General features: G+C 46.1%; 15 protein-coding genes. 7 read left to right on the top strand and 8 right to left on the bottom strand.

Going from position 1 to position 16,357, the window contains the following annotated elements; all coding sequences use genetic code 11:
* Positions 1–178 precede the first annotated feature (178 nt).
* Complete coding sequence (waaC, locus tag H8K55_RS01210; protein WP_186940192.1) at positions 179–1,168, top strand: lipopolysaccharide heptosyltransferase I; 990 nt, start codon at positions 179–181, stop codon at positions 1,166–1,168.
* A gap of 249 nt (positions 1,169–1,417) precedes the next feature.
* Here the strand turns inward: waaC and H8K55_RS01205 are convergent, their stop codons facing one another.
* From H8K55_RS01205 to H8K55_RS01185, 5 genes are all read right to left on the bottom strand, one after another.
* Complete coding sequence (locus H8K55_RS01205; protein WP_186940191.1) at positions 1,418–1,927, bottom strand: porin family protein; 510 nt, start codon at positions 1,925–1,927, stop codon at positions 1,418–1,420.
* A 131-nt stretch (positions 1,928–2,058) separates the two neighbouring features.
* Entirely contained in the window at positions 2,059–2,388 is a 330-nt protein-coding gene (gene ftsB, locus H8K55_RS01200; RefSeq protein WP_186940190.1) for a cell division protein FtsB, read from the bottom strand.
* 123 nt (positions 2,389–2,511) lie between these two features.
* Positions 2,512–3,795, bottom strand: a complete 1,284-nt coding sequence (eno, locus tag H8K55_RS01195; RefSeq protein WP_186889117.1) for a phosphopyruvate hydratase — start codon at positions 3,793–3,795, stop codon at positions 2,512–2,514.
* 561 nt (positions 3,796–4,356) lie between these two features.
* Positions 4,357–5,211, bottom strand: coding sequence for a 3-deoxy-8-phosphooctulonate synthase (gene kdsA / locus H8K55_RS01190; protein WP_186940189.1), 855 nt, complete (start codon positions 5,209–5,211; stop codon positions 4,357–4,359).
* Between the two features lie 30 nt (positions 5,212–5,241).
* Positions 5,242–6,879 (bottom strand): CTP synthase, encoded by a 1,638-nt coding sequence (locus tag H8K55_RS01185; RefSeq protein ID WP_186940188.1) that lies wholly within the window; start codon positions 6,877–6,879, stop codon positions 5,242–5,244.
* A 315-nt stretch (positions 6,880–7,194) separates the two neighbouring features.
* On the opposite strand from H8K55_RS01185, the gene H8K55_RS01180 reads away from it, so the two are divergent.
* The 6 genes from H8K55_RS01180 (at position 7,195) to H8K55_RS01155 (ending at position 11,891) form a co-directional block, all read left to right on the top strand.
* Complete coding sequence (locus H8K55_RS01180) at positions 7,195–7,749, top strand: GNAT family N-acetyltransferase (protein WP_186940187.1); 555 nt, start codon at positions 7,195–7,197, stop codon at positions 7,747–7,749.
* Between the two features lie 357 nt (positions 7,750–8,106).
* Positions 8,107–8,751 carry an RNA polymerase sigma factor gene (locus H8K55_RS01175; RefSeq protein ID WP_230408443.1) on the top strand — a complete coding sequence of 215 codons (645 nt, stop codon included), beginning with the start codon at positions 8,107–8,109 and terminating at the stop codon, positions 8,749–8,751.
* On the top strand, positions 8,748–9,467 hold the full coding sequence (locus tag H8K55_RS01170) for an anti-sigma factor (protein WP_186940186.1): 720 nt from the start codon (positions 8,748–8,750) through the stop codon (positions 9,465–9,467). Before H8K55_RS01175 ends, H8K55_RS01170 begins: the two co-directional genes overlap by 4 nt.
* 249 nt (positions 9,468–9,716) lie before the next feature.
* Positions 9,717–10,655: a DUF3034 family protein gene (locus tag H8K55_RS01165; protein ID WP_186940185.1), complete on the top strand. Its 939-nt coding sequence runs from the start codon at positions 9,717–9,719 to the stop codon at positions 10,653–10,655.
* A 50-nt stretch (positions 10,656–10,705) separates the two neighbouring features.
* On the top strand, positions 10,706–11,161 hold the full coding sequence (locus H8K55_RS01160) for a group I truncated hemoglobin (RefSeq protein ID WP_230408442.1): 456 nt from the start codon (positions 10,706–10,708) through the stop codon (positions 11,159–11,161).
* A 139-nt stretch (positions 11,162–11,300) separates the two neighbouring features.
* Positions 11,301–11,891 (top strand): sigma-70 family RNA polymerase sigma factor, encoded by a 591-nt coding sequence (locus tag H8K55_RS01155; protein ID WP_186940184.1) that lies wholly within the window; start codon positions 11,301–11,303, stop codon positions 11,889–11,891.
* 60 nt (positions 11,892–11,951) lie between these two features.
* On the opposite strand, the gene H8K55_RS01150 is transcribed toward H8K55_RS01155, so the two are convergent.
* The 3 genes from H8K55_RS01150 to H8K55_RS01140 form a co-directional block, all read right to left on the bottom strand.
* Positions 11,952–12,929 carry a lipid A-modifier LpxR family protein gene (locus H8K55_RS01150; RefSeq protein ID WP_186940183.1) on the bottom strand — a complete coding sequence of 326 codons (978 nt, stop codon included), beginning with the start codon at positions 12,927–12,929 and terminating at the stop codon, positions 11,952–11,954.
* A 73-nt stretch (positions 12,930–13,002) separates the two neighbouring features.
* Complete coding sequence (locus H8K55_RS01145; protein ID WP_186940182.1) at positions 13,003–13,806, bottom strand: alpha/beta fold hydrolase; 804 nt, start codon at positions 13,804–13,806, stop codon at positions 13,003–13,005.
* A gap of 93 nt (positions 13,807–13,899) precedes the next feature.
* Positions 13,900–16,356 carry a DNA internalization-related competence protein ComEC/Rec2 gene (locus H8K55_RS01140; RefSeq protein WP_186940181.1) on the bottom strand — a complete coding sequence of 819 codons (2,457 nt, stop codon included), beginning with the start codon at positions 16,354–16,356 and terminating at the stop codon, positions 13,900–13,902.
* Between the last annotated feature and the right edge of the window lies 1 nt (position 16,357).

Here is a 16,357-nt window from a genome sequence, read left to right as displayed (position 1 = left end):
GTGAGGGGATTCAGTAATCCATAGCATGTATTCTACGAAGAACAAAGATTACTGAACCGCCGTCAAAGCATGCTTTGACTCCCCGCCCCTTCTCCTGCTCGCGGGAGAAGGGGGTAAACCCAAGCAAAATTCAAATAGCTGATAGTCATTTTTTTATAAATCAAATCAATTCAACAACGTGAAAATCCTTCTGATCCGCGTTTCCTCCCTAGGCGATGTCCTCCATAACATGCCCATGGTCGATGACATCAAAGCCCACTACCCCAACGCACAAATCGACTGGGTCGTAGAAGAAGCCTACGTCAATCTAGTCAAGTTACAGCCCAAGGTCAACAAGGTCATCGCCTATGCACAGCGACGCTGGCGAAAAAGTTTAGGCAACAAAGAAACCCGCGCTGAGATCAAACACTTCTATCGTACGCTACGTGAAGAAGCTTACGATTTTATTTTTGATACGCAAGGTTTACTCAAAACCGGCATCATCATGGGGATGGCACGCAAAGCGCCGAATGGTCGTAAAGTCGGATTAGCCAATGGCACTGAAGGCTCAGGCTATGAAGGTATTTCAAGAATTTTTCACGACTTAAGTATTCCTGTTGACCGCCGCACTCATGCCGTTTTACGTGGACGTCTGGTAGCTGCAGCCGCGCTAAATTATCAAGTCGATACACCCGCCAGTTTTGGTTTGCAAAAATTGGATTTGCAACCGGAGTGGATGCCTGCGACACCCTACATCGCATTCTTTCACGGCACAGCAGGCGAATCCAAAAAATGGTCACGCAATAACTGGATCAGTACCGCACGAGATCTGCAAGTCACTGGCTGGCCTATATTACTTCCATGGGGTACTGTCGCAGAAAAATCCGAAGCAGAAGCGATGGCCGAAAACATGCCCAACGCTCGCGTATTACCTAAACTCTCTATGCAAGAAGCGACTGTCCTTGCTCAGCGTGCCGCTTTGGTGGTTGGCGTTGACACGGGCTTAGTCCACATCGCCGCGGCCTATGAAACACCGACGATAGAAATTTACTGCGACTCACCTAAATGGAAAACCGAGGGAAATTGGTCGGACAAAATTATCAATTTAGGAGATAAAGGTCATCCACCGAGTGTGGCAGAAGTTGAGATTGCGTTTGAAAAACTACTTTCACTAAATCTATCACAGTAAATGAAGATGTATGCACATTGAGAAATTCATTGTACATACACATATTGAAATAGATACCTGTGAGTCCAATACAAAAGTATTTGGATGTTCGTACTGCGTGACCAATCATTGATACCCAAGCAAAGCCTGATTTATTCAACGATTATGGCTAAACGATGCCTCAATCAAATAGTGTGCTGTTTGTGCTACAGAGTCAAATTTAATTGCACATTAAGTTGCGCAGGCCTCTCCCAATACCGAATTCACAAATCAAAATTTCCATAACGTTGCCGCACTGAAATTTGTCGAATCTTTACTAGGGCGTTGTACTTCGAAACGAACATTGAATGAAGAGTTCACATTGTATGCAAAGCCCAAGCCAAACAGTGCACCAGAATCTGAAGCAGAGCTTTTACGTCCCCAGCGACTAACATCGGCGCTCAATTTGTTATAACCGACACGACCAAGAATATCAAAACCGCCACCCAATTCGGCCTTACCAAGCAAGGAAACAGAAGACTGCGTCAAATCCACATCCTCCGCCAAAAAATCCAAAGTTGCCAAGCGGCGATAGCCACCTTCAATGGCCAATTCCTTTGTCATTTGATAACCGACAAGCCCACCAACACTCAGCATACGACCAGAATAACCTGTTACCTTAGAACTTCCGGCATCTAATCCAGCGTAAATATTTGTCGAATTATTGGCGGCAAAAGCACTCGTTGCACAAAGCGCGACAACAGCCAAAATCAATTTCTTAAGCATCATAACTTTATCCATTAGAAAACCTCCTGCGAGGGAAAGTATGAATTATACATGCTTAAAAATTATTAAAAAAGTGGCTCAAAAAGTGTATTGAGTCACCGAGAATTACATCTGCTTGAAAAGCAAACTTATCATCTAAATGGCAATTAATTTGCTTTTTTTACGGTGGATTTAATAGCGGAAGGCTTGCTTTCAACTTGGCTACCCGCTTCCAGTATTTGGACAAAAATTTCATCCTTTTTGATCATACCGAGTTCAAAACGTGCTCGCTCTTCAACAGCTGCAGTGCCATTTTTCAAATCTTGCACTTCAGATTCAAGCTTAGCATTGCGTGCCTTAAGGCCATCATTACTGACGCGTGCGGCTGTCACTTGTTTATCTAATTCCCAGACGCGCAGCCAGCCGCCCTTACCTAACCACAGTGGATACTGGATCAGGACTAACAAAGCTAGCAAGGCGATGGTAATTAGACGCATGTGATCTTAGGTGAAGGTCAAAGCAAACAATTTGACTATATTTCATAACGATAAAAAGGGGAAGCTGACTTCCCCTTTTATACTGCCTTAATTAACTACATTAATTGACTTCTTTTGATGCGATTACTTCAAATTATAAAACGCATCACGGCCTGGGTAGCTAGCGATTTCGCCCAAATCTTCTTCTATACGCAAAAGTTGGTTGTATTTTGCCATACGGTCAGAACGTGACATAGAGCCGGTTTTGATTTGCAAAGCGTTCATACCGACTGCGATATCGGCAATCGTGCTGTCTTCTGTTTCGCCAGAGCGATGTGAAATCACGGCGGTGTAGCCAGCGCGTTTTGCCATTTCGATGGCAGCGAAGGTTTCTGTCAAAGTACCAATTTGGTTGATTTTGATCAAGATAGAATTGGCGATACCTTTTTGTATGCCTTCTTTCAAAATCTTGGTGTTCGTCACGAACAAGTCATCGCCGACGATCTGTACTTTTTTGCCGAGTTTTTCTGTGAGGATTGCCCAACCTTCCCAATCGCCTTCGGCCATGCCGTCTTCGATGGAGATGATAGGGTATTTGTCGCACCAAGTTGCCAGCAAGTTAGTGAAATCTGTGGAAGACAAAGTTAAGCCTTCGCCTTCCAAATGGTATTTGCCATCTTTGTAGAATTCACTCGCTGCGCAATCTAAGCCCAACGCGATTTGTGTGCCTGGTGTGTAGCCAGCTGCCTCGATCGCTTGAATGATCAATTTGATCGCTTCTTCGTGGTTTTCTACGGAAGGCGCAAAACCACCTTCATCACCAACCGCTGTCGTCAAACCTTTGTCGTGCAGGATTTTTTTCAAGCTGTGGAATACTTCTGCACCGTAACGAATCGCTTCACGGAATGTCGGTGCGCCAACTGGGATGATCATGAATTCTTGCAAATCCAAGTTATTGTCAGCATGTGCGCCGCCATTGATCACGTTCATCATTGGTACTGGCAATTGCATCGCGCCAGAGCCGCCGAAATAACGATACAGAGGCAAGCCAGCTTCTTCTGCTGCTGCTTTCGCCACCGCCATAGATACTGCCAACATCGCATTTGCACCCAAGCGTGCTTTGTTTTCTGTACCGTCGAGATCGATCAATGTGCGATCCAAGAAAGCTTGTTCATTCGCATCCAGACCCATGATCGCTTCAGCGATTTCTGTGTTGATGTTTTCACAGGCTTTCAAAACGCCCTTGCCCATATAACGGGACTTGTCGCCATCGCGCAATTCAATCGCTTCGCGGGAACCAGTGGATGCACCAGAAGGCACAGCCGCACGCCCCATCACGCCAGATTCCAACAACACATCACATTCCACAGTTGGATTGCCGCGTGAATCAATAATTTCACGACCGATAATATCAACGATAGCACTCATTCAAATTCTCCTAAACAATCAAAATTCAATCAAAATACAAAGGCTCAAAACAGAGCTAGCTCGTGGTGCAGATAATCACAAGTGTTCGGGTACGAGCTTGTCAAAACGCAGCAAACACATTGATGTTCTCAAGGGTCTGCGATCACTCTCAGCTTCAATACACACGTGTGGTTTTGAAGCGATTATCTTTTTCCACAATTCACCTTAGAAAGACAGGTGATTAAAATACTTATTCGTTCAAGGGCTGACATATTCGGCCCCCTGAGTTTTTTATCCCCGCCCCTTCAAGGGGAGGGTTAGGGTGGGGATGGGTTTTGGTTGCATGATCATTTTACAGATTAAACGACTGAAACCCATCCCCATCCCAGCCTTCCCCTTGAAGGGGAAGGAGCCAACACGCACATTCTCGTAGGGCTGGTGCAACCCGCGCTGCTTAGGTGCTCAAAGGTCTGGCGGCGCGGGGTGCACCAGCACTACAATTCCCCGCCCTTAAACACCGAAACAATCCCAACCAAAAAAATTTGCCTCGCAAAGTCATTAGGCTCTGCGAGGCATTAAGTCTTAATTAAAACTAGATTCTAAAAATCCGTTTTTCTTGACGATGCGATCTAAATCTAACAGCGTCGCCAAGAGTTCCTTCATACGTCCAAGTGGTACTGCATTCGGACCGTCGGACATCGCTTCTGCAGGGTTTGGATGCGTCTCCATGAACAAGCCTGAGATACCCACCGCGACCGCGGCACGCGCCAGTACTGGGACGAATTCACGTTGACCGCCTGATGAAGTACCTTGGCCGCCAGGTAACTGCACTGAATGCGTCGCGTCAAATACGACTGGGCAATTGGTTTCACGCATGATCGCTAATGAACGCATGTCAGACACCAGATTGTTATAGCCGAAAGACACACCACGTTCGCAAGCCATGAAATTATCTTCTGGCAGACCAGCTTGTTTCGCAGCCAAACGCGCTTTCGCGATGACATTGATCATATCGTGCGGTGCTAAGAACTGACCTTTTTTGATATTCACTGGCTTGCCAGATTGCGCGCAAGCTTGAATGAAATCGGTCTGACGGCACAAGAAAGCAGGCGTTTGCAAAACATCGACTACGGCTGCAACTGGTTTGATTTCTTCAATCGCGTGGATATCGGTCAGAACATGGACATTCAATTGTTTCTTCACGTCGGCCAAAATTTCCAAGCCTTTTTCCATACCCAAGCCACGGAAAGACGTACCAGAAGAACGATTCGCTTTATCGAACGATGATTTATAAATGAAAGGAATCCCGAGTTCAGTCGTGATTTCTTTCAATGCACCCGCAGTATCCATTGCCATTTGATGTGATTCGATCACACAAGGGCCAGCGATCAAGAAGAAAGGCTGATCCAGACCAACGTCAAATCCACATAATTTCATGCTGTTTTCCTTTAAGCTGATATCGCTCGATTATGCTTGCTGCGCTTGTTTGTGTGCAATCGCTGCTTTAGCAAATGCGGTGAACAGCGGATGGCCATCGCGTGGTGTCGATTTGAACTCAGGGTGATATTGCACACCTAAGTAGAATGGGTGCACGCTCTTCGGCAATTCAATAATTTCGCACAGATCTTCCGTTGGCGTACGCGCTGATACGACCAGACCAGCATCTTCAACACGCTTCAAATAATGATTGTTCGCTTCATAACGATGACGGTGACGCTCAGTCACGACATTGCCGTAGATATCGGATGCCAAAGTATTTGACTGAACTGCACAAGTTTGTGCGCCTAAGCGCATGGTGCCGCCGAGATCGGAATTTTCATCACGCAACTCGACTTTTCCATCATGACTTTGCCATTCATTGATTAGGGCAACGACTGGCTGCTCAGTTTCCAGATCAAATTCTGTCGAGTTCGCCATTGTCAAACCTGCTTTATTGCGAGCATATTCAATCAAGGCAACTTGCATGCCTAAGCAGATACCGAGGTAAGGAATTTTGTTTTCGCGGGCATAACGTGCAGCTAAAATCTTGCCTTCCACACCGCGCTTACCGAATCCACCTGGGACTAAAATCGCATCGTATTTTTCCAAAGCTTTAGTGCCGTGGGCTTCGATTTCTTCGGAATCGACATACTCAATATTGACGCGGCTTTCGGTATGAATACCTGCATGACGTAATGCTTCTGTCAAAGATTTGTACGACTCAGTCAGGTCAACATATTTACCGACCATGCCGATGGTGATTTCTTCTTTTGGATTTTCTAATGCGTAGATGAGTTTATCCCACATCGCCAAATCAGCTGGTTTTGGTGACAGACCTAATTTATCGCAAATGATCTTGTCTAAACCTTGATCATGCAACATTTGTGGAATTTTATAAATTGTGTCTGCATCCCATACGGAGATTACCGCTTCCTCTACCACATTAGAGAACAGCGAAATTTTAGCGCGTTCATCATCTGGAATACGGCGATCAGCGCGACACAATAAGGCATCTGGGAAGATACCGATTTCACGCAATTTTTGTACGCTGTGTTGAGTAGGTTTGGTTTTCAACTCACCTGCAGATGCCAAGTAAGGAACCAAAGTCAAATGAACGAAGGCGGCAGAATTTTTGCCAGCGCGCAAACTTAATTGGCGTGCGGCTTCGAGGAAAGGCAAGGATTCGATATCGCCAACCGTGCCGCCGATTTCGACCAAAGCAACGTCAAAACCAGCCGCGCCACGATGGATGTATTCTTGGATTTCGTTAGTGATGTGTGGAATAACCTGAACTGTCTTGCCCAGATATTCACCACGGCGCTCTTTACGAATCACGGATTCATAAATCTGGCCCGTCGTGAAGTTATTCACTTTTTTCATCTTAGCGGTAATGAAACGCTCATAATGACCCAAATCCAAATCCGTTTCAGCTCCGTCATCTGTGACGAATACTTCACCGTGTTGGAATGGGCTCATGGTACCCGGATCCACATTGATGTAGGGATCGAGTTTGAGCATAGTAACTTTGAGACCGCGCGATTCAAGAATAGCAGCGAGTGAGGCAGCAGCGATGCCTTTGCCTAGAGAGGAGACGACGCCCCCGGTAACGAATACGAACTTAGTCATTGCAGAAGGTGCCCAACGGCACAAGCGGGAAATTCGAATTATACCTCATGATGCCCCTGGACGCACGCCAAGGATAAGATTTTTTGCGCTAGCGGCGAGTAGAAAGTAGCAATAAATTTCTTTTATTTGATTTACTTAAATTACAATTAAAACTTGTGCGTTTTGCTTGCTATCTCGACGCATCTCCAATTTTGGCAACAAAAACTCGCTAAAGATACTCGTTAAAAATCATAGTACAAATAATAGGATCAACCACCAGTGAACTACGGTCATGCAAACTCTCATTATGTAACGCTTCCGACAGGATCAGGTTCTTTGTCGCCCAATCCCTTTGCTGCCCATCCGCTACCGATGCTGGACATAAGTGGCTATCATTTAAGGCCGATTCGCGCCGAAGATTTAAGTACGTGGTGCGCCTATCTAAGGCAGCCTGAGGTAACTGAACACTGGAGTTGGCAAGTCAATTCTCCGCAAGATTTACAACAGTTCATTCAGGTTCAAGACTGGAGTCAGGCCTTGGCACAAATCAAGTTTGCGATTGCAAATGATAAAGATCAACTGATAGGTACGATAGGCTTTCATACCTTTTCCAAGCAAAATTTGAGCGCGGAAATCGCCTACGATCTGGCACCTGCGTTCTGGGGCTTAGGCATTGCCAGCGCCACTTGTCGAAGCTTGACCGATTGGGCACATCAAAAAGTGGGACTCGTACGCGTGCAGGCTAGTGTACTCGACAGCAATGTACGCTCGCTTCAAGTCCTACTACGCAGCGGTTTTGAACGCGAAGGCTTACTCAGAAGTTACAAACAAATTCGCGGACAATCGCGTGACTTCTGGATCTTGAGTCATATTAAATCCACAACACCGTAGATTTGAACCGCTTTTGCACCGGGATGAACTCAACAAAGCACAACAAAATTGTGCAAAATCAAGATTTGGACTTACGGTTTCACATACAAAGAAGTCAGCACTAAACGATGCAGCTTAATCGTCACGGACTAAGTCAACACCTCAGCTTTCAACAAAGTGAGCAACTAAATCAATAATGTTGCATCCGATTCGAATCGGAGGACGTATAAGTAGTAAGCAGTCCTAAAGCAGCAACCGAAAACAACAAGCAACAAGCAACAATAGGCAATACTAGGCCACGACACTAAATAGCAAGCTTGCTGTGAACTGAATCAGTTTTGAATCGTCAGTACAACCTCCTTCCATAAAGGACATCCCTTGTCAAATGCATATTCAAACACTCCCGCCTCTGATCCCGCACATTTGCATCTATGCCTATTGGCAATCGCCAAACAAGATGCCAAGGCTTTCAGAGATTTATATGAATCTAGCTCGCCCAAGTTATTTAGCTTTATTTTGCGAATTCTACAAAATCGTGAGTTGGCCGAAGAAGTCTTACAAGAAAGCTTTGTGAATATATGGAATAACGCTGTCAGCTATCAAAGTAGTCTGGCTTCACCGATGACATGGATGACAACTATCGTACGTAACCGTGCGTTTGATTTATTGCGCAAGCTAAATAACGGACAGCATTTACATGTTAGTTACGATACTGATCAATTTGAAAATGAAGTCTGGCATGCGATGGAAAGCCCTGATCTGACTCCGGCGCAGGCATTGGAACTCAGCCAAGATGCTGCCTCTCTGGCGCGCTGCATGACAAAACTGGAAGGGCTGCACAGGCAGGCAATGAGCTTGGCCTATTTCCATGATCTATCGCATAGTGAAGTCGCAGAGCAAATGCAATTACCGATGGGGACTGTGAAAACCTGGATACGACGCGGCTTGGAGAAACTACGTCTCTGCCTCAATACCGGGACTTCCAATACAGCCAATACAGCGAATGTTGGGGCGAAACCATGAACATCCACGACAACAAACGCCTCCAACACAAACTGGCCGCTGAATATGTGCTCGGTACTTTACGTGGCGGCGCACGACGACGCTTTCAAACGTGGTTAAACATCAATCCCCACTTACAGCAAGTCGTTAGAGAATGGGAGCAACATCTTATGCCTATGATGGAATTTAGCCGAAAACAAGTGCCGCAAGCACAGGTTTGGCGCAATATTGAACAGAGGCTCAAGCTTAACGCAGCTCGCGGTTCGACCGCATTCTTTAGCTTCCTCGACAGTTTACATTTTTGGCGCAATTTAAGTCTGGTTGCGAGCACAGCTTTAATCTTGATCGCGGTCTTTGTAATTAAACCGCAATCACCTATTTTGGCACCAGATTTATATGTAGCCACTCTGTCCGATGACAAGGCGCGTCCGATTGCGGTGATTTCCAGCGACGCTGAGCATCATCAAATCTTAGTGCGTTTCGTTGATCGTCCGCAATTAGCTGCCGACAAGAGCTTAGAATTATGGTCGATCTCCAAAGAAGGCAAGGTAAGATCTTTGGGTTTAGTCAGTGGGGGTAATCAGGAAAACATCATCCGCATTAGCTTACCTGCCGACATTAAGAGTGACACCCCGCAATTGCTGGCGATCAGTCTGGAGCCTAAAGGCGGCTCAGGCGATCCTGAAAAACCTAGCGGCCCTATCCTATTCAAAGGAAATTGGTTAAAAACTGCCTAGCTAATTCTTAGCTACCACTTAGCTACTTATATCAAAGCCACCAAGAAATTCAGGTGGCTTTGTTCTTTTTTGCCTTTGCACTTCAACAATTCATTTTTCCTTAAAAAAATTTTTCATCATTTTTTGCAGAAATTTGAATCTAATTTGAATCTGATTTGAACTTAGCTTCGTATAAACCTGTAACAGCCAATCATTTGCGAGTGAAAGGCTGTACCTACTACCCGTCATTCAAACAATCAGGGAGCTTCTATGTACCAAATTTTTTCAGATCACTTCGCCAACCACAATCCAGGTCGCGTCATCCTCGCCGCCAGTCTAGCGATCAGTGCGGCCTCTGTGACGCTAACGGCAAATGCCCAAGATTCGCGTTTACCCGACATGGGCAAATTGACAGCCACGGGCGGCGTTAGTCAGGTTGAAGGTGCTGGCGGTGGCGGATTAACACCGTGGGCATTGATCACTGGCTACGGTACGCGCGATAGCTACGGCGCAAACGTGCATTACACGCAAGCCAACACCCAAGACTACCGTCTCAAGACTTTTGGCGCTGCGTTCGGCATCGCGGACCAAGTTGAGTTTTCCATCGCCCAGCAAGAATTTACTGGCAGTCTGGCACCACTCAACAAACTTAATCTGAAACAAGATATTTTTGGTGTCAAAGTCAAACTAGCAGGTGACGCGGTCTATGATCAGGCTGGCTGGATGCCACAAATTGCCGCTGGCCTGCAATACAAACGCGATGCCAACATCGGCGGACTGGGTGCGCTTGGCGTGACCAGCGTGAAACAACTCGGTGCGAAAGACGATCATGGTATCGACTTCTACGTATCCGCCACCAAGATTTATCTGGCGCAAAGCTTATTGGTCAATGGAACAATACGCATGACCAAGGCTAATCAGATGGGCTTATTAGGTTTTGGCGGCGACAAAAAAGATCAATATCAAGCACAACTCGAAGGTTCGTTGGCTTACCTGATCAATCGCAAACTCGTCGTTGGTGCGGAATATCGAATGAAGCCGCGCAATCTGGGTGTCGATAATGAAAAAGATTTTTCTGACGTATTTGTTGCCTACTTCCCGACCAAAAATTTCTCAGTCACGGCTGCCTACGTGCAATTAGGTGACATCACGGTCTTCAACCCGACCAAACAACGCGGCTGGTATTTGTCCATGCAAGCTGGCTTCTAAGCCAGGCGAAGACATCTCCATCTCATCAATTTTTTTGAAAGTACATCATCATGAAAAACTTCTTTAAAGCACAAACACTAGGTTTCATCGCTGCCAGTTTATTTACGCTGTGCACCAGCATATCCGCCCACGCACAAGACATGAAAGGCGACGACAGTATTTATCAAGCCTTAGGAAAAACCGAAGGCATTAGTAAGATCGTCAATGACTTCATTCCACTCATTCAGGCTGACCCACGCATTAGCAGCTTCTTTACTAAAATCAAAAAAGAAGAATTCGGCGCACTCCTGATCGCACAATTTTGTGAACTTGCTGGCGGCCCTTGTCAGTACAAAGGCAAAGATATGTATGACGCGCATCAGGGCATGCAAATCAGTAATGCCCATTTCAATGCCTTAGCAGAAGACTTGCAAATCGCGATGGAAAAGAATGATGTGCCATCGTCAGTATCAAATCGTCTGGTGGCGAAACTCGCCCCTATGCAACGCCCTATCGTAAGCAAATAAAGCTGAACGCCAATAAACGCCAAACACCTATTGAGCTTGTATTTTGATACCACTACGTAGCGATACTGCTACGTAGATGTATCGCTACACTCTCCAGCTATGGGTTCGCAAAAATATCACCAATCCCAGAGGAAGCGATATGAGCAACAACATCGCCTTACATGAACAGTTAAGTAGTTTGCGTCCACAATTATTGCGGTTTACGCGTCAGCGGATTCATGACGAAACAGTTGCGGAAGATGTCGTGCAAGAATCTTTATTGGCGGTGCTAGAAGCACCTGAACGTTTCGCTGGCAAATCTTCTCTATCGACGTATGTGATCGGTATTTTGAAGTTTAAGATCATCGATAATTTTCGTCGCGCACGACATGCACAACATGTCAACAGCGATAGCGGCCACTACGTCAACCATGACATTGAAATCTCGCCACCTAACAGTGCTGAGCGCTATGGCATTACCCATAGTAGTTTGTGTGAGGAATTCAATCCGCTCTCTGCGTTGGAACAGAAAAGTTTTTTTAAACATTTGGAAATCGCACTCAAGCAATTGCCAGAAAAAAGTGCGCAGGCATTTACCTTGGTTGACTGCTTGGAAATCGACGCGGAGGAAATTTGTACAGAATTGGGCATCAATAAAAACAACTTGATGGTGACAGTGCATCGTGCTCGCCATGCTTTACGCAAAGCGTCTGCACTACAACATTTTTTACCTGCACCGGCAATCCATTGATCTATTAGGGTTGCTGGCGCAGGTCTTTTTGAGAATTTTGTGAAATCTTTTTGAAGTCAATTACATCGCATAAATCAACTGCAATTTGGCAAAATTCTGCGCAGCTTTTGCATTGGACAGCTCTTTGATTTCTGTACCGCGACGCAGTACAGATGCATAAAATCCCCACACATCACCGCGATACTGATAGCCGAATTCAACTTCTGGGACGACACGTTTAGGATGCACGGCCAACATCTGCTCATTAAAATATCCGCCTTGCAAAGTCGCGTTATACGCAATCGCTCGGGCTTCAACACGTGCAAAAACAAAACTGGCAGGTTCATCGCGCACCACATTTAAGCGTCCATAGCGCCACACTAATTCTGCCTTCGCATCCGTAAAAATGTTCCCTAAGCGCAGCTTAAAACGCGCACCAATATCCGTGTCGGAATTCAGTTGCCAACGAGCCGGTGCGATTTCCGCATTGGCGACAGCGCCCCACTCCTGCTTCAGTTGCGTACTCCATGCTTGCGGTAATGGTTGATTCAAGAGCTGGTGCAAATGCGTTTGCGTCCATTCGCCGCCAGCACATGGCCCCAGGCATCCAATATCAAGCCCCAAACGAAATCCGCTACCATCATTCTGTTGGACTTCACGATAAACGCCTGCATATAACCAGCCTGCATAGGGATGATCGATGGGATTGAGCTGATGCGGCTTAATTTTAATATCTGAAGCGGTGTACAGATCTTGCCCCACGTGCCAGCCATAAGTCACGGCATAATCGGCGGCTCGCAAAGTTTTCTCCACCATAAAATGATTACCGCTGGTGTAAAAACCATCATCCCTTTTGAGTAGCAAGCTATCGTTTTCGACATCAATAGTCAGATGAGCACGCCCTTGCGCGTTGACTTGCTCTAATTCAGACAGTGAAGGAAAGATGGCCGTCGTCGACTTTAATTCAGTTGATAATTTTTCTTGTGCTTGTATAGTTGAACTGGCACAAACAAAAGTAAACGCAGTTGCAGCCGCAGTCACATAAATGTGTAATCTCATAGTCCATCCAAAATCAATTCAATTAGAAATATGCACTATATTACGCGACTATCGAGGATCGCAAGTGATCAACTCAGGCAGATTTGCTCAGTAATTTTTGTATCATGGCATGACAGGCATGTGCGGTTTTTTCTGGCATTTCCATAGGCAATAAATGACCTGCGGGAAGTTGCACAAAATTTTCGCCGCATAGTTTTCTAGTCGCACCTAGGCCACCTTGTCGACATTCGACAGATTCGGTACCGCCCACAAATCCGATTGGCACTTGCAAACCTTTACGTGCAATCGCACCGAGGTTGCCCGGTAGAGTCACATAAATTTCACTCTCTATTTCACGCGTAAATTTCAAACAGATACCTTCTGGATGTGCTTGCATGCCAGCATCAATGTAGTCATGCAAGACTTCTGGTGGCCAGATCGCAAATTTTTCTTTTGAAGAAAAATGCGCAAAAGCTTCTTGCGAATCACGCCAAATCATTCTGCGCTTGAGTGAGAATTGCGCCGGCGAATATTTTTCCAATAAACCTAACATACGAAAAGTTTTCAAAAACCCAGCACGCCAACCTGTAACCACTGGTGAATCGATCATCACCAGACAGCGCACCAGATCTGGGCGCAGGCTACTTGCCATCAAAGACAAAATGCCACCCAAAGAATGCCCTAATAAAATGACGGGTTCTTGATAACGCGCTTCTAAAGTATCGATTAATTCCTGTACCAAAAATGGCCAGTCTGTCGTGACCGGATAAGCTGGATTATGTCCGTGCATTTCTAAAGCCTGAATCTCGTAATGCGGCGCGAGTTCTTTAAACATTTGGCGATAGCTTCCCGCTGGAAAACTATTACCGTGGCAAAAATGAACGATGGGTTTAGACATGAAATTCGGGAAAACACCTAGGTTTAGTCAAGCAAAGACTGAAGGATCATCATGCACGGCACGACAAGGCAGTTGCAATATGAAAATGTGCGGTCAAGGGTACCAATAACGTGCGTGTTGTCGCCGATATTCTTCCACGTTGATCGCGCTGCCAAATTGTAATGTGATTGCGCCGCTTGTGTCTGTCCTTAGAGGTTTTATTCCAATCCCCAAATAACGCTGCATTACTTCGGCTTTAGGATGGTGATAGCGATTCAAATAGCCAACTTGAAACAAAGCCAGCTCGGGTTTCACCGCTAGTAGAAAGGGCATGGTTGACGAGGTTCCACTGCCGTGATGTGGTGCCAATAAGACATTCGCCGCTAGTTTATCTGGAATACTATTCACCAGCTCATCTTCCTGAATCGCCTCAATATCACCAGCCAATAACAAAGAGTGTGTTTTAGTTGATATTTTTAAAGTGCAACTTAAGGCATTCGTCTTCCATTTATCGCTGGTGTAAATGACCGGAACCGGATGCAAGATTTCAAACTGCACTCCATCCCATTCCCAACGCTGACCGGCTTCGCATCGTTGCGATTTCGACGCCGCACGCACGATGGGATGTGTGGCTGGTAAGGATGACGACAATTGATCTATTTTCAGATTTTTCAACAAGCTCAACGCACCACCAGAATGATCATTGTCGCTGTGTGAAATCATTAATTGATCCAAGTGCACAATGCCACGCGCTTGAAAATACGGCAGCAAAATTCTGGTGCCGCTATTTACATCCCGTGAAAATCCGGGGCCCGTGTCATACAGCATCTTGTGCCTGGCCGTTTCAATCAAGACGGCGGCACCTTGCCCAATATCAAACACCGTGACTTGCATCTGATGTTGTTCTGGTGCTTGTATAGGTTGAACAAATATAGGCAAACAGCATAGCGCCCCCAAATAGCGCAAAGGAATACCACGAGGTGCCAACAACATCGCCACACCAAGTATCGCCAAAACAAACATCCACCAACTTGGTAGGGGCGCTTGCCACACAGCGAATGAACTATGACTAAGCCATTCCAAAAATTGCGCTAAATAACTGACACAGGCATGGGCGATACGCAAACATGGCGCTGCAAGTTCCAGCGGTAATACACTACCGATAAGCGCCAATGGCGTAACGATAAAACTAATGAGTGGAATGGCAATCGCATTTGCCAATGGGCTAATCAAGGATATCTGTGCGAAAAGCAGCAATGTCAGCGGCACTAAGCCTATCGTTATCGCATATTGCGTTTGCGCCGCGAGGTAGAGCTGTAAGCGAAGTCGCTGAAAAAAACCTGTCTGCATCTCTTCATCTTGCGCCAATACGCCGCGTCCCACACTGACATATAGCAATAATGCGACCGCCGCAAATGACAACCAAAATCCCGGCCATAGCACTGCCCACGGGTCGATCAACACAACGACCGCCAGAGCCAAGCTTAAGACCTGCAGGCTATCAGACGCCCTGTTAGTCCACAGCGCCATTGCCAACACGACCAGCATCCACAGTGTGCGTTGTGCTGGCACCCCAAAACCAGCCAGTGCAACATAAATCACAGCAGCAATCACTCCCGCCAATACCGCAACTTTCTGTGCTGGAATCAACAAAGGTAATTGTGCACTTGTAAAGAATGAATGTCGCCACAAGAAATGCAGCAAACCAGCAAACAATCCAGCGATCATTGTGATGTGTAAGCCTGAGATCGAAATCAAATGTCCGATTCCAGTACGATTAAATACCGTCCAATCCGCTGGCGCTATATCGCGTTGATCACCAACTACCAAAGCACTCAACACACCCGCATAATGGGCATCAGGCAAAGCTTGAAATATTCTTTGATGCAAAATATGGCGAGTACGCTCTATCACATTATTCATGCTGAGCACGAAATCATCGAGCTTCTGATTCTCACTGAGGTCGTCATTTTGCTTACTACGAACGGTGCCAGTTGCCCGCAAGCCCTGCTCCAATAACCATACCTCGTAATCAAAACCATAGGGATTGGCGTTACCATGCGGTCGTTTTAGGCGCACCTTCAATTGCCACCGTTGCCCTGGTTTTAGTGCAGGTGGTTTGCTCGTTTTGTCGGCTTCTTCGTACCATGCCAATGCCAGGCGTCGAGGGAATGCATCCGTCTTCACATCGGACAAAAGATATTTCTCAACCTGAAAATTAAATTGTAAACCGCGCTCAGATTGTCCAGGCAAACTATCAATGACACCGATAACATCAATGTCACGCCCTTCCCATCCGGCTGGCAGTTGATGACGTAAATGTTGATGAGCAAATATCCCCGCCCAACAAAATCCAATACTCGCTGCCAGAATAAAGTGCAGACCTATCGACCAAGCTAGCGACCAAATTGCGGGAACTTGAGTAAAAAAACGGAGACGCCGAAAGAATAACAATGCACTCACGCTCACGAGTACGGCGAGGCAGATCAGATAATAAGTAAGATCCCATAATGCAGCTTGCTGCTGTAGCAAGGCGATGCCGAGCACCAAACCGAAAATCGCCGTACGCACT

The sequence above is a fragment of the Affinundibacterium flavidum genome, assembly GCF_014284175.1.
In the GTDB taxonomy this organism is placed as follows: Bacteria; Pseudomonadota; Gammaproteobacteria; order Burkholderiales; family Burkholderiaceae_D; genus Undibacterium; species Undibacterium flavidum.
Note: the sequence above shows the minus strand (reverse complement) of the source record. Positions and strands in the feature narration are given on the sequence as shown.